At 37.5% G+C, this 15,216-nt stretch carries 13 protein-coding genes; 9 read left to right on the plus strand and 4 right to left on the minus strand.

Translation table 11 applies throughout. From position 1 onward, the window contains the following. The first annotated feature begins 98 nt into the window (after positions 1–98). From OA85_RS10720 to OA85_RS10760, 9 genes are read left to right on the plus strand one after another with little or no spacing between them, the layout of a single operon-like run. Positions 99–1,448 (plus strand): Rieske 2Fe-2S domain-containing protein, encoded by a 1,350-nt coding sequence (locus tag OA85_RS10720; RefSeq protein ID WP_039109746.1) that lies wholly within the window; start codon positions 99–101, stop codon positions 1,446–1,448. A gap of 1 nt (position 1,449) precedes the next feature. Then, entirely contained in the window at positions 1,450–1,935 is a 486-nt protein-coding gene (gene benB, locus OA85_RS10725; RefSeq protein ID WP_039109747.1) for a benzoate 1,2-dioxygenase small subunit, read from the plus strand. 11 nt (positions 1,936–1,946) lie between these two features. Next, a complete protein-coding gene (gene benC, locus OA85_RS10730; RefSeq protein WP_039109748.1) occupies positions 1,947–2,966 on the plus strand; it encodes a benzoate 1,2-dioxygenase electron transfer component BenC in 1,020 nt (339 codons plus the stop codon). Positions 2,967–2,982: 16 nt separating this feature from the next. Continuing rightward, the gene (gene benD, locus OA85_RS10735; RefSeq protein ID WP_039109749.1) at positions 2,983–3,771 is read left to right on the plus strand and encodes a benzoate diol dehydrogenase BenD; all 789 of its coding nucleotides are present in this window, start codon (positions 2,983–2,985) and stop codon (positions 3,769–3,771) included. A gap of 15 nt (positions 3,772–3,786) precedes the next feature. Then, positions 3,787–4,566 (plus strand): 3-oxoadipate enol-lactonase, encoded by a 780-nt coding sequence (pcaD, locus tag OA85_RS10740; RefSeq protein WP_039109750.1) that lies wholly within the window; start codon positions 3,787–3,789, stop codon positions 4,564–4,566. A 3-nt stretch (positions 4,567–4,569) separates the two neighbouring features. Next, the gene (locus OA85_RS17220) at positions 4,570–5,916 is read left to right on the plus strand and encodes a 3-oxoacid CoA-transferase (RefSeq protein ID WP_082014156.1); all 1,347 of its coding nucleotides are present in this window, start codon (positions 4,570–4,572) and stop codon (positions 5,914–5,916) included. Between the two features lie 52 nt (positions 5,917–5,968). Then, on the plus strand, positions 5,969–6,487 hold the full coding sequence (locus OA85_RS10750; protein WP_039109751.1) for an aromatic acid exporter family protein: 519 nt from the start codon (positions 5,969–5,971) through the stop codon (positions 6,485–6,487). A gap of 16 nt (positions 6,488–6,503) precedes the next feature. Further along, positions 6,504–7,712 carry a 3-oxoadipyl-CoA thiolase gene (pcaF, locus tag OA85_RS10755; protein WP_039109752.1) on the plus strand — a complete coding sequence of 403 codons (1,209 nt, stop codon included), beginning with the start codon at positions 6,504–6,506 and terminating at the stop codon, positions 7,710–7,712. A 34-nt stretch (positions 7,713–7,746) separates the two neighbouring features. Further along, entirely contained in the window at positions 7,747–8,286 is a 540-nt protein-coding gene (locus OA85_RS10760; RefSeq protein WP_039109753.1) for a TetR/AcrR family transcriptional regulator, read from the plus strand. 191 nt (positions 8,287–8,477) lie between these two features. On the opposite strand, the gene OA85_RS10765 is transcribed toward OA85_RS10760, so the two are convergent. From OA85_RS10765 to OA85_RS10780, 4 genes are all read right to left on the minus strand, one after another. Next, positions 8,478–9,896: a TolC family protein gene (locus tag OA85_RS10765; protein WP_039109754.1), complete on the minus strand. Its 1,419-nt coding sequence runs from the start codon at positions 9,894–9,896 to the stop codon at positions 8,478–8,480. A gap of 132 nt (positions 9,897–10,028) precedes the next feature. After that, positions 10,029–13,190 carry an efflux RND transporter permease subunit gene (locus OA85_RS10770; protein WP_039109755.1) on the minus strand — a complete coding sequence of 1,054 codons (3,162 nt, stop codon included), beginning with the start codon at positions 13,188–13,190 and terminating at the stop codon, positions 10,029–10,031. A gap of 10 nt (positions 13,191–13,200) precedes the next feature. Then, positions 13,201–14,343 (minus strand): efflux RND transporter periplasmic adaptor subunit, encoded by a 1,143-nt coding sequence (locus OA85_RS10775; protein WP_156129449.1) that lies wholly within the window; start codon positions 14,341–14,343, stop codon positions 13,201–13,203. 219 nt (positions 14,344–14,562) lie between these two features. Next, positions 14,563–15,141 carry a TetR/AcrR family transcriptional regulator gene (locus tag OA85_RS10780; protein WP_039109757.1) on the minus strand — a complete coding sequence of 193 codons (579 nt, stop codon included), beginning with the start codon at positions 15,139–15,141 and terminating at the stop codon, positions 14,563–14,565. Positions 15,142–15,216: the final 75 nt, after the last annotated feature.

The following is a 15,216-nucleotide window of genomic DNA, read 5'->3' on the forward strand; positions in this document are numbered from 1 at the left end:
GGAACAAATCGAATCGATTTTCTTAACTATTCTCATGATGGTTTTACCCAAAAATAACTCCGGAGCGGGTGGATTATGACTACTAAACAACAACACTAATGGAAAAATTAAATAAAGAATATGTAGAAAGCCTACTTCAGCATGATGTTGCAGAAGGTTTGTATCGTCATAAAAGAGAATCCTTTACCAATCCGGAGTTGTTCGAATTGGAAATGAAATATATTTTCGAAAAGAATTGGATTTATTTGGCACATGAAAGTCAAATAACAGAATTGAACGATTATTTCACCACCTACATTGGTAGACAATCTATCTTTATTTCACGTAATAAAGAAGGCGAACTGAATGCTTTTATCAATGCATGCAGTCATAGAGGAGCGCAGCTTTGTCGTTATAAAAAAGGAAATAAATCTACTTATACATGTCCGTTTCACGGTTGGACTTTTAATAATTCGGGAAAATTATTAAAAGTAAAAGACGGAAAAGGGGCAGGATATCCAGAGCAGTTCAATACTAATGGTTCGCATGATTTGAAAAAAGTGGCACGATTTGAATCTTATAAGGGATTCTTATTCGGTAGCTTAAATCCAGATTCTTCTTCGTTGGAAGAATATCTTGGTGACACCGTTAAGATTATAGATCAGATGGTAGACCAGTCTGAATTTGGATTGGAAGTACTCAATGGAAGTTCTACGTATACTTACGACGCCAACTGGAAATTGCAAATGGAAAACGGTGCCGATGGATACCACGTAAGCTCCGTGCACTGGAACTATGTGGCTACAATGGGGAACCGTAAAGAAGAGGGAGTACAAGCTGTAGATCCAAACGGATGGTCAAAAAGTGTAGGCGGTGTTTATGGTTTTGAAAACGGTCACATGTTACTTTGGACCAAAATGCTGAATCCGGAAGTGCGCCCTCTTTACAGTCAGTTGGATCGATTGAATACTACACTTGGTGAAGAAAAAACAAATTTTATTATAAACGAAACCCGCAATTTGGCTATTTATCCAAATGTGTATTTGATGGATCAGTTCTCGACTCAAATTCGTGTACTTCGTCCTATTGCTGTCGATAAAACAGAAGTAACTATTTATTGTTTTGCACCCAAAAACGAACCTGCGGCAGATCGAGCTTTACGTCTTCGTCAATATGAAGACTTCTTCAATGTGACCGGAATGGGAACCCCTGATGATTTGGAAGAATTCAGATCGTGTCAGGAAAGTTATTTGTCAAAAGGAATGGCTTGGAACGATGTTAGCCGTGGTGCAGAGCATTGGGTTTATGGTCCAGATGAACATGCTACGGCCATGGGAATCAATCCAAAATTAAGTGGAAATAGAAGTGAAGATGAAGGATTATTCCTGATGCAACATGAATATTGGGCGGATGAGATGAAAAAAGCCTTGAATAGTGAGGAATTGATTAACCTAGAAAACAATTTGTAAGATGACTAATTTCGATAAAATACAAGCATTTGTTTATCAGGAAGCGAGATACTTAGATGACAAACAATGGGATGAATGGCTTCAGTTATATGATGAAAAAGTAGAATTTTGGATGCCATGTTGGGATGATGAGGATAAGTTAACGACCAATCACGAAACGGAAGTTTCACTGATTTACTACCCGAATCGTTATGGTCTGGAAGACCGTATTTTTAGAATTAGAACCGAACGTTCCAGTGCTACTTTACCAGATACCAGAACAGGTCACATGATTTCAAATATTGAAATTCTGGAAGAAAATGATGATGAAGTTAAAATACGTTTTAACTGGAATACATTAAGCTTTCGATACAATAAATTGGATCAGTTTTTTGGCGTTTCCTTCTACACTTTGAAAAAAACAGCAGACTCATTTTTAATCACTAATAAAAAAGTCATACTGAAGAACGATTACATTCGTCAGATTCTTGACATTTATCATATTTAATACAAAAAGTTATGGCAAAAATAGCATTAAACTTTGAGGATGGAGTTACCCGATTTATAGATAGTTTACCCAATGAAACTGTAGCAGAAACTGCATATCGTGTTGGGATAAACATTCCGTTAGATTGCGCTGATGGCGCTTGTGGTACTTGTAAATGTAAAATGAGATCAGGAAATTTCGATGCAGGAGACTATATCGAAGAAGCCTTATCAGATGAAGAAGCCGCGGCAGGTTTTGCGCTTGCTTGTCAAGTGAGGCCAAAAACTGACCTTGTGGTTGATATTTTGGCGAGTTCTGCTGCCTGTAAAGTTAAATCTACGGCTATCACTACTGAAATTAAGGAATTGAATCGCTTGTCTTCAGAAATCTATCAATTAAAATTGCGTGCTGCTGACGGGAGTTCTTTTCAATTTCTTCCGGGACAATATGTAAATATTGAGGTTCCGGGAACTTCACAAACCAGATCGTATTCGTTTAGTTCACAACCTGATGCTTCAGAAGGAGAGTTTTTAATCAAATTAGTGCCAGGAGGATTGATGAGTAGTTATCTGAAAGATTTGGCAACCGAGGGAACTGAACTAAATATTGTAACTCCTTTGGGAAGTTTTTATCTGAGAGATGTACAACGCGAATTAATTTTTATTGCAGGCGGTACTGGGATTGCTCCTTTTATGGCCATGCTAGAAAAACTAAAAGCAGAAAATAATACCACACCGATTCATTTGTTTTACGGAGCAACTACTGGTGAGAATGTAGTGGAATTGGAACGTTTGAAAGCGTTTAGTGAAATTATGCCATTGAACATATTCACCTGTACGTCTGACGAACAAGCCGAAGGGCATGATAAAGGATTTGTTACCCAATGGATTAACAAAGGACTTCTTGGCGATAAAGCCTATGATATTTATATCTGCGGACCAAATGCGATGGTGGAAGCGGTAAAAACGACGCTTGACAAAGAGGCGATTCAACATGTTAATTTTTACATGGAAAAATTTGTTCCAACGGGTCAGGAAAATGTACAATTATAATTTTTAAACAGTAAAAATGCTTCACCCCAATAGATTTTTAGGAAAAGTGGTCCTTGTTACTGGTGCCGCTCAAGGAATAGGAAAAACGGTTGCATTGCAGCTTTTAGCCGAAGGCGGTTCGGTTGTATTAATTGATCGTTCTCCAATAGTAAACGAAATAGCTTCACAATTGAGTGAAGACCAAAAAAATAAAGCACTCGCAGTTATTGCCGATTTGGAACAGTTTTCAGGCTTTCAGTCGGTAGTAGAACAAGCTGTTGCAAAGTTTGGCAGAATAGACATTTTGATTAACAACGTGGGAGGAACCATCTGGATGAAACCTTTTGCAACCTATGAAGAAGATCAAATAGAAAAAGAAATCCGTCGTTCACTTTTTCCAACTTTATGGGGCTGTCGTGCAGTTCTTCCGGTGATGTTGGATCAAAAAGGAGGTGTAATCGTGAATGTTTCCTCGGTTGCAACCAGAGGAATTAATCGTGTTCCTTATGCTGCTGCAAAAGGGGGAGTAAATGCCCTTACAGCCGCCATGGCTTTCGAATATGCTGAAAAAAATATTCGGGTGAATGCGGTTGCACCAGGCGGAACCGAAGCTCCCGAACGTTTGATTCCCCGTAATGAAACTCCAGATTCGGAACAGGAAAAAAAATGGAGACAAGAAGTGGCAGATCAAACCACCGAATCGAGTTTAATGAAACGCTACGGAACCATTGAAGAGCAAGCCTCGGCCATACTTTTTCTGGCATCCGATGAAGCTTCCTATATCACAGGAGTTACCATTCCGGTAGCCGGTGGCGATTTGGGTTAATAAAAAAATGAAATAATGTCAAAAATAAAAATGCAGCATACAACATTAAATTATGTGTTTGATGATTTCAAGAAAGAACAAACATTGGTTTTTTCTAATTCATTAGGAACTGATTTGACGATGTGGGATAAACAAATAGAGTTGCTTGGACAGGAATTTAATATCCTGCGGTACGACACTCGTGGTCATGGAAAAAGCGAAGTTGCCGAAGGGGAATATTCCATTGAAATGTTAGGGAACGATGTATTGGATTTATTGGATTATCTGAAAATCGAAAAAGTAAATTTCTGTGGATTATCTATTGGTGGATTGACCGGACAATGGCTGGGAATACATGCGCCGGAACGGTTGATTAAACTAATACTTTGTAATACTGCCGTAAAAATTGGAAACGCTGAAGGCTGGAATAGCCGTATTGAAACCGTTCAAAAGAATGGTTTGAACAGTATCGTTTCAGGAACGCAAGAACGCTGGTTTACTCCTGAATTTGTCAGAGAAAATAAAGTGAAGGTTGATTCGGTTTTAGCAAAGTTTGTACAAACCCCATTAGCAGGATATATTTCTTGTTGTGCTGCCGTTCGGGATGCTGATTTTACAGATGAAGTTTCCAAAATTTTAGCGCCAACCTTAATTATTTCCGGCACAGAGGATTTGGTGACAACCATAAAAGACGGTGATTTTCTAATGGAAAAAATCCCAAATTCGATTTTGGCGGCCTTAAAAACGGCTCATATTTCAAATATTGAAAAGGCTGATGATTTTACAAAACTACTTATTGAATTTATTAAAAATTAAACTATGAAAACAGTTCCACAAATAACAACCGAACAAGCCGCAGCATTCGTAAAAGATGGTGATACCTTATTGCAAGGAGGTTTTGGGATGACGGGAAATCCAGTTCATTTAATGGATGCTTTATCGAAAACGGAAACTAAAAACATCACTTTTATTGGAAATAATGTTGGCGAAGCGGGAATTGGGGGCGGACGTTTGTTGCGAAACGGACAATTGAAAAAAATGATTGGTTCTTTTTTTACCAGTAATCCCGAAGCGGTGAAAGCTGCTCAAGATGGAATTGTAGCATATGAATTAGTACCACAAGGAACTTTGGCGGAAGCCTTAAGAGCCGGAGGGGCAGGAATAGGAGGTTTTTACACGCCAACTGCCGCTGGAACGCCTATTGCAGAAGGAAAAGAGACTAAAATAATTGATGGTGTTGAACAGGTTTTTGTGAAAGGAATTCGTGGAAACGTAGCTTTTATCAGAGCGTGGAAAGCGGATACGGCAGGAAATTTAATCTATCGTATGACAGAGCAAAATTTTAATCGCGCTATGGCAACAGCAGCTGATTTGGTTATTGCTGAAGTAGAAGAAATAGTACCGGAAGGCAGTTTAGATCCTAATTACATTCACACACCGGGATGTTACGTTGATTACTTAGTTCAAGCGACACTTACTCTGGAAGACTTAGGTTCATCGGCATCAGTTAGCAAAGGGAAAAAAGTGAGTGAAGACCGCATGAATATGGCCAAACGCGCGTTACAGGAATTAAAAAAAGGAGATGTAGTCAATTTAGGAATCGGAATTCCAACCTTAGTTGCAGATTTAATTACACCCAAACACGGTGTTATTTTACACACTGAAAACGGAATGTTAGGCGTTGGTCCAGAACCTGTAGATGGAGGAGGAGCAATGAATTACCCGGTTAACGCTGGAAAAATTCCAGTTACGGCAGTACCGGGAAGCAGTTATTTTGACAGTGCAGATTCTTTTGCCATGATTCGTGGAAAACATGTTGATATTGCTGTAATGGGCGGTTTAGAAGTGGATGAACATGCAAATCTGGCGAATTGGGCTGTGCCGGGTCAACCTTTATTAGGAGTTGGCGGAGCAATGGATTTAGCTTCGGGTGCCAAAACGCTGATTATTACAATGAATCATAATAATAGAGACGGAAGTTCTAAAATTGTACCTACTTGCACATTGCCTTTAACAACTTTAGGGTCTGTTGATATGGTGATTACGGAATTGGCTGTTTTCAAATATATTGATGGCAAATTGACTTTAATAGAATTAATGCCGGGAGCGACATTAGAAGAAGTTCGAGAAAAAACGGAAGCAAAATTCGTAGAACAATTATCATAAAAAGACAGTTAGAATAGGATTATCTTAGTCTTTTAATTTTAATACTAATCGAATGGTAAACAAATTAATACGATACAGTATCGGATCTGATTTAATTATTTATGGGTTCAAATGCATCATTGGGTTTTTAATCGGCTATCAATTGTATCTGAGCTTTCCCGAATATGAACTGTATTGGACACTGCTTTCTATTATTTTGGTTATTTCGCCCGAAGCAAAAGATGCGCGTCGTTTGTCTATTGAACGGTTTAAATCAAATTTAATTGGTTCTGGAATAGGATTGCTTTGTTTTTTTATTCATGCGCCAAATGTTTATATGTTAGTATCAGGTATTATACTTTCAATAGCCACTTGTTATTTGTTTAATCTGATGAATGTGGCGCGAACCGCAATTGTAGCACTCATCATTGTATTGATTCATGAACAGACGCAAATGTCATGGATAGGAGCTGTGGAACGGTTTATATCAGTGACTACCGGATGTTTCATTGGATTATCTATTACCATTATCACATCGGCAGTAATTAATTATTGGAGAAAAAAAGCAAACCTTCCACAGGAAGAATTATAATTTAAAAGGAATAAAAATGAATACAGAAGCATATATAATTGATGGAATCAGAACGCCAATAGGAAGCTTTGGAGGAACACTTTCTGCTGTTAGAGCAGATGATTTGGCGGCAATTGTCATTGCAGCATTAGTAAATAGAAATCCAAATATTCCACCCGCTGCAATTGATGATGTCATCTTAGGGTGTCACAATCAAGCTGGAGAAGACAATCGCAACGTGGCTCGAATGGCGTCGTTGCTGGCGGGATTGCCGGTTATAGTTCCCGGAGAAACGGTTAATAGATTGTGTGCATCAGGAATGTCTGCAATTATAGGAGCATCACGTGCAATTAAAGCTGGGGATGGCGATATTTTTATTGCCGGTGGAGTAGAGCATATGACTCACGGTCCATTGGTGATTTCGAAAGCATCAAAAGCATTTGGAACCGATTCTAAAATGGAAGATTCCAGTTTTGGATGGCGTTTTGTAAATCCAAAAATGAAGCAAATGTATGGCGTAGATCCTATGGGAATCACAGCTGAAAATTTAGTGGATTTGTACGATATCAGTCGGGAAGACCAAGATTTTTTCGCTTATAATTCACAAATGAAAGCGGCAAAAGCACAAGAAAATGGAGTGTTGGCGCAAGAAATTATTCCCGTTAGCATTCCACAGCGAAAAGGCGAACCAATTGTTTTTTCCGAAGATGAATTCGTCAGAGCCAGTACAACATTGGAAACTTTGGCCAAATTAAAACCGGCTTTCAAAGCAGATGGAACGGTTACTGCAGGAAATGCTTCGGGATTGAATGATGGTGCAGCGGCCACTTTTATTGCTTCTGCGAAGGCAGTAAAAAAGTACAATTTAAAACCGTTAGCCCGAATCGTGAGTTCAGCGGTTGTAGGTGTTGAACCTCGAATTATGGGAATTGGTCCTGTTACGGCAACGCAAAAAGCATTGGCGAAAGCCGGATTAACATTGAATGATATTGATATTATTGAATTGAACGAAGCCTTTGCAGCGCAAAGTTTGGCCTGTACCAGAGCTATGGGACTTCAAGACAATGATTCCAGAGTTAATGTCAATGGAGGCGCAATTGCCTTGGGACATCCATTGGGAATGTCAGGAACCAGAATCGTTTACAGTGCTGCTTTATCGTTGCAACGTTTACAAAAACGATATGCTTTGGCGACCATGTGCATTGGTGTTGGACAAGGGTATGCGGTAATCATTGAACGGGTTTAAATTATAAAACGCTCGCAATCTAAATAATTTCCAGATGAGCAAAAAAAAGGATATACTTGACGCTGCTCTCAAACTGTTCACAGAAAATGGGGAGCGAGCCACATCTACAAAATCGATAGCTTCTGAGGCGGAAACTTCAGAAGCATTGATTTTTAGACATTTTGGTACGAAAGAAAAATTATTGGAGGATATAATCAAGCATGGCTATCAAGAGGCAGCAAAAATAATTTCCAATTATTTGAATAGCGAAAACGGATTGCAATATATTTTAAAAATCGTTGAGGTTCCAAGAATTTTGGTAGATTCGCATCCCGATTTTTGGAAAATGCAACATAAAATCATTGCATTAAATTCTCTTTCTCAAAGATACCACGACATTTTTATGAAGCCTTGTTACGAAAAATTAACAGTAGCTTTTTCGAAATTGAAGTATGAAAATCCAACTTTAGAAGCTGAATTGCTACTGATTTATATCGATGGAATGTGGAAACATTTTGCTTCACAACAATTGGATTCCAAAACCGAAACTGCTTTGACAAAACTACTACAACAGAAATATAAGAATCTCAATTAAGTAATGGAAGTTTCCTAAATGAAATCTTGTACAAACACCTACTATGTCAAATATGTTTTATTCTAATTACTTGTAAATAAAGGGTAAATGACATCTGATTTATAAAAAAAAAAGGATGATTTGCTAATCATCCTTTTTGTAGAGTTACTGGGACTATAGTAGAACTCCATGACATTGGTTTTAAAATAATCTTATTTCCAACCACCACCTAATGCGCGATATAATTCGGTATTGGCTGATAATTGTTCTCTTTTAATGTTGGCTAGTTCCAACTCACTTTGTAACATATTAGCTTGCGCTGTAATTACTTCGAGATAATCTGCCATTCCGTTTTTAAACAACATATTCGAATTTTTTATCGCTTGTTGTAACGTTTTTACACGTTCTTTAATAAAAAAATGTTGTCTTTCCAGCTTTTCGATTTTTATCAAAGCATCTGATACTTCACTAACGGCAACCAGAACCGATTGTCGGAAGTTTAATACTGCTTTTTCTCTTTCGGCTTTAGCAATATTGTATTGTGTTCTTATCTTTTTGCTGTTTAGCAACGGTTGTGTTAATCCGCCAAGTGCAGTTCCAAATAACGAAGCAGGAATATTAAACCAGTTGCTTGTTGCAAAAGAATTTAAACCTCCGCTTGCCGTAATTTTAAGGGAAGGATATAAGCTAGCTTTTGTAATTCCTACGTTTGCATTAGCTTTAAGCAAAGACAATTCTGCATTTTTTACATCAGGTCTTTGTCTTACTAATGAAGATGGAATTCCTGTTGTTATATTCTCTTTCAGCTGAATTGAATTTAGTGTAATTGTTCTTTCTTTTGAACTTGGAAACGAACCGGTCAATACACTTAGCGCATTTTCTTGAATAGCAATATTTTGTTCCAATAACGGAATTAATTGTGCCGCAGTTAGTTTTTGTGCTTCCGATTGCTGAATGGCCAATGATGAAACCTGACCAGCATCGTATTTTAATTTGATGATATTGGTTGTACTATCATTTAGTTGCAGGTTCTTTTTTGCTATTTCTAATTGAGAGTCCAGCATCAAAAGATTGTAATATCCTTTGGAAACATTTGAAACAATAGTAGTTTGTAACGCTTTTTTTACCTCTTCTGATTGAAGATATCCTGCATAAGCACCTTTTTTCTGACTGCGAATTTTACCCCAGATATCTGCTTCCCACGAAAGCCCTATTCCAGCCGAATAATCTTCAATATGCTTTTCATTTAAAGCCTGATTTAAGTTAATTCCGTTAAAACTATTTTCAGAAGGACGATTGGAACTTACATTCACAAAAAGATTTGCTTCTGGAATATTTCCCCATTTTGCCTGCGTTAATTGATAGTGTGCAATTTCAATATTTTTGCTTGCAATCTGCAAATCGTTATTTTTTGTAATAGCACTGTCTATCAGTTTTACGATGTCTTTCTCAGTAAAGAAATTTTTCCATTCTATATTGGCAATACTTGTGGTATCGCCGGAAGCGGATGCACTCCTGAAATTATCAGGAAATGCATCTTTTGGAACTTCAATATCCTTCGAAACTTTACAGGATAGGAATGTTGTGATAAAAATTACTATCGCAACAATTTTGGTTGTATGATTTTTCATTTTACTTTTTTGGCATTAAATTTCTGAACAAGCATCTTTTCTAGTTTCAAGATCTTTCGAAACTCTATAGGATATGTATGCGATAATAACAAAAACCGTTATCAGAATTGTGGTTATATAATTTTCCATTTTTTATTTTTCTTCGTTATGAATTACGGCTAGTGGTTTTCCAGTAACCTTTTCTTGTAAATGCTGGAATACGATGAATAAAACGGGGATGATTAACAACCCAAGGATTACTCCTGAAACCATTCCTCCGGCAGCACCAATACTAATTGAGTGATTTCCTTGAGCTGATGGTCCTGTGGCACTCATCATTGGGATTAACCCCACGACAAAGGCTAGAGATGTCATAATAATTGGACGAAGTCTCAATTTTGCAGCTTCGATTGATGCTGCTACTAATGATTTTCCTGCTTTTCTTCTCTGCGAAGCAAACTCGACAATCAAGATGGCATTTTTGGCCAGCAATCCGATTAGCATGACAAGAGCAACTTGTACGTAAATGTTGTTTTCGATTCCGGTCAAGCCAATGGCTACAAACACTCCAAATATTCCGGCAGGGATAGATAAAATTACCGCTAAAGGCAAAATGTAACTCTCATATTGTGCGGCAAGCAAAAAATAAATGAATATCAGACACAGAAGGAAAATTGTTGCTGATTGACCTCCGGAAGAAATCTCCTCACGTGTTTGTCCTGAAAATTCGTAACTATAACCTGCTGGCAATTGTTGAGCAGCCACTTCCTCGATTGCTTTGATGGCGTCACCGGAACTAAAACCAGGTTTCGGAATCGCATTAATCGAAATTGAATTAAATAAATTGTATCTCGAAGCTGTTTCAGAACCATAAATACGAGTCAGTTTTACCAAAGTATTTAACGGAACCATTTCGCCATTTTTGTTTTTTACAAAAACACGATCTATTGATGACGGATCAGCTCTATCAGCAATATCTGCCTGAACAACCACTCTGTAGTATTTACCAAATCGATTAAAGTCTGATGCTTGTGCACTACCAAAATAAGCCTGCATGGTTTGCAAAATGTCTTTTACTTTCACACCCAATTGATCGGCTTTTGCGTCATCAATATCCAATTGTAATTGAGGATAATCAGCTTTGAAACTGGTAAAGGCTACCGCAATTTCAGGTCGTTTCATCAATTCTCCGATGAAGTTTTGAGAAATGCCACTAAACTTATCCAGTTTACCGCCAGTTTTATCCTGAAGTACCAAATCTAATGCTTCCACGTTACTGAAACCAGGAACAGTCGGGAAACTAAATACGAAGAAACTACCGCCAGAAATAGCGCCTAATTTACCACGAACCTCGTTCATTATTTCATCGATATTTTTTATTTTTCCGCGCTCTTCATTTGGTTTAAGCAAAACAAAAACAACTGCCGAAGATGGACTTGTCGAATTCGTTAATAGGTTGAAACCTGAAATCGCAGTTACAAATCGGGATGCATCTAAACCTCGCAACGTATTTTCTGCCTGAGTCATTATTTTTTGAGTTCCGTCTAAAGAGGTTCCCGATGGGGTATTCACTGCAATAGCAATAAAACCTTGATCTTCAGTTGGGATAAATCCTGAAGGCGTAGTTTTTACCATTATAATCGTAGCAAAAGTAATTACCGCTAAACCTCCTAAACTAACCCATTTATGGCGAACCAAAAATCTCAAACTGCCCACGTAACGGTTTGTTAAAGAATTGAAACTATTATTGAATCCGTTAAAGAATTTCTCCTTGAATCCTTTTTTCTCATATGGAGTATCGCCGTTTGCAGCATGATTGTCTTTTAAGAACAAAGCAGCTAGCGCAGGGCTTAAGGTTAAAGCATTAACTGCTGAAATTACAATTGCAATTGCCATTGTGAAAGCAAACTGACGATAGAAAACTCCAGTAGAACCTTCCATGAAACCAACTGGCAAGAATACCGCGGCCATTACTAACGTGATGGAAATAATAGCACCTGTGATTTCGTGCATCGCTTCGTGCGTAGCAACTTTAGGAGACAAATGTTTGTGTTCCATTTTTGCATGCACGGCCTCGACGACGACGATCGCATCATCGACAACAATACCAATTGCCAGAATTAAGGCAAACAATGTTAACAGATTTATCGAAAATCCGAATAACTGCATGAAGAAAAACGTACCCAAAATAGCTACTGGAACTGCAATGGCCGGAATCAAAGTTGATCTAAAATCCTGTAAGAAGATAAATACTACAATGAAAACCAATATAAAAGCTTCTATTAAAGTATGTTCAACCTGTTCTATCGATTGGTCCAAAGAAACTTTGGTACTATAAAAAATATTGTGTTTTATGCCTGCGGGAAAATCTTTAGCTGATTTTACCATCAGTTTGTTAATCGCAACCTGAATGTCATTGGAATTTGAACCCGCCAACTGAATGATACCGATTACGACTCCTTTTTTACCGTTCAAACGCGTTAAACTGTTATAGGAGTAAGCCCCAAGTTCGATTCTGGCAACATCTTTTAAGCGAAGTATAGAACCATCGGCATTAGAACGTATCGCAATATTTTGATATTCTTCGGGTTTGGTTAGTTTTCCTTTGTACTTGATAACGTATTCAAAAACCTCTTTACTTCGCTCTCCAAATTTCCCTGGAGCAGCTTCCAAACTTTTATCTTGAATAGCTGACATTACCTCATTTGGCGTAATTTTATAGGTCGCCATTTGAGATGGATTTAACCAAACACGCATCGAATAATCTTTGACACCTCCAAAAATACTTGCTGAACCTACACCTGGAATACGTTTGATTTCAGGGATGATATTGATTTGGGCGTAATTAGCAATAAAAGTCTGATCGTATTTCGATTCATCCTCGGTGTACATACCAATCGCCATGATGAAACTATTTTGTTGCTTCGCGGTGGTTACACCTTGTTGAACAACTTCTGCAGGCAATTGACTTGTAGCTTGCGCCACTCTATTTTGCACGTTTACTGCAGCCTGATCGGCATTCGTTCCTAATTTAAAGAAAACTGTAATCGCTAAAGTACCGTCGTTACTGGCTGTTGAGCTCATGTATGTCATGTTCTCCACACCGTTTATAGATTCTTCCAGTGATGGTGCAACGGAACGTAAAACCGTTTCTGCGTTGGCTCCCGGATAAACTGCCGTTACTAAAACCGATGGCGGTGCAATATCAGGGAACTGTTGTAAAGGCAATTTCGTAAGCCCAAGTATACCCAATATCACCAATAATATGGAGATAACAGTTGCCAGTACGGGTCTTTGTATAAATATTTTGAACATTTTCGTAAAATTATTTTTTGTTAATTACTAGGGCAACTTTAGCGGTTGATTTCTCTGGCTGAATAACTTGTCCCTCTTGAAGTTTGTCGATACCGCTTAATACGATTTGGTCACCTGATTTTACACCGTCTTTGATAAGATAGTCAGTCCCGCTTTTCCCGATAACCGTAATTGGCATTTTGTTAACCTTGTTTCCTTTGTTTAGGGTGAAAACGAAAACTTTATCCTGCATTTCTATCGTAGCTGATTGAGGAACCAAAATGGCATCATTATGTTGAATACCTAAACGAATTTTCCCTGTATTTCCAGAGCGTAAAGTACCGCTCGCATTAGGGAAAGTTGCTCTAAGCGTTATTGCACCGGTATTTTTATCGAATTGTCCGTCGACCATATCGATTTTTCCTAATTGAGAATAGACATTACCATCGGCTAATAGTAAAGAAACAGGAGGTAATTGTTTGATTTTATCTCCAATTGTATTCCCTGAATATTGACTTTTGAAGTTGATAAAATCCGTTTCTCCTAATGAGAAATAAGCATATACTTCGTGAACATCAGAAAGGTTGGTTAATGGTTCAATATCGCTTGCAGATACTAAACTTCCTTGTTTTTTTGGCAGTCTTCCGATGTAACCGCTTACTGGAGCTTTTATTGTCGTGTAACTCAAATTAATTCTTGCAGATTCTACCATTGCTTTGGCTTGCTCTATATTCGAAGCTGCAATTCTGTGAGAGGCTTTAGCCGTTTTTAATTGATAGTCAGAAACTACTTTGTTTTGTACAAGTGGAGTCAATTTATCAATTTCTAATTGCGCGTTTATTAATGCCGCTTCGGCACCGTGAAGGTTTGCCAATGCATTGTTAAGCTGTTCACGGAAAGGACGTTCGTTTATTTTGAATAAAGATTGTCCTTTTGAAACGTAAGCACCTTCATCGATAAAAACGCGGTCTAGATTACCGCTTACTTGTGGGCGGATTTCTACATCAACCGTTCCTTGTATGGAAGCAGGATATTCGGCATCAGTAATAGCATTTGAATTTTTAATTGCCATAACGGGCAGGAGCGGAGCTGGCGCAGCGGCAGGTGCTTGCGATTTATCTGCACAGCTGATTAAAAACACAGCCATTATACTTAAAATTGTAATTTTTTTCATGATTGAAATTGGATTTAAATTGGTCTTAGATATTGCAGTTGTTTTTGGAATAAACGTTTCAGAATTCATGCTGTTTTTTATTTAAAGGTTAATAATTTATTGCAGCGATAATTCTGGAATAATCGTTTCAGAATCAATGCTATAATTTAAAAATGTGTATGCTTATTGTATATTATTTTCTGAAATAAACGTTCCAGAATTTAGATAAAAAAAAAGATTTTATTTAAAGATATTTTTAATCAGGAATTCTGACATTTTTTTTATTTTGATTGGATTTCTATGGAGAATATAGGATTGTTTCCAACCAGTAAATGATGTCATAATATACTCTGCCATTAAAGCAGCATCTTCGGTGTCATCCATTTCCTTATTATCCATTGCTTTTTGAACCGTTTCAGCTAAAAAATCAATAAAAATATCATTGTTTTTACTCATTAAGTTGCGAACTACAAGGTCTTCAGGTGCTAATTCAAAAATAGTTTTAATACCAAGACAACCTTTTTCACAATCTACTATCCAAGATGCTTTATCATTAATAATGTTGATAAGAGCTTGCTTGGCAGATTTTTCATTGGCCACTTTTTGCTTTACTTCGCACATTGCTGTTTCAAAATAATTGCTGATGCATTTCATGAATAATTGGTGTTTGTCGCCAATTGTATTATATAAACTACTTCTATTGATCTGCATTGCATCCACGAGGTCTTGCATTGAAGTAGCATTATATCCTTTTTCCCAAAAGACATTCATTGCTTTTTCAATTTTTTCAACTTCGTTAAATTCTATACAGCGAGCCATAAGATTAAATTTTACTGTGCAAATGTAAAACTATTTTTGAAACAAGCGTTTCAGAATCGATATTTTTTTCATTTT

Source organism: Flavobacterium sp. AED, assembly GCF_000812945.1.
Lineage (GTDB): Bacteria > Bacteroidota > Bacteroidia > Flavobacteriales > Flavobacteriaceae > Flavobacterium.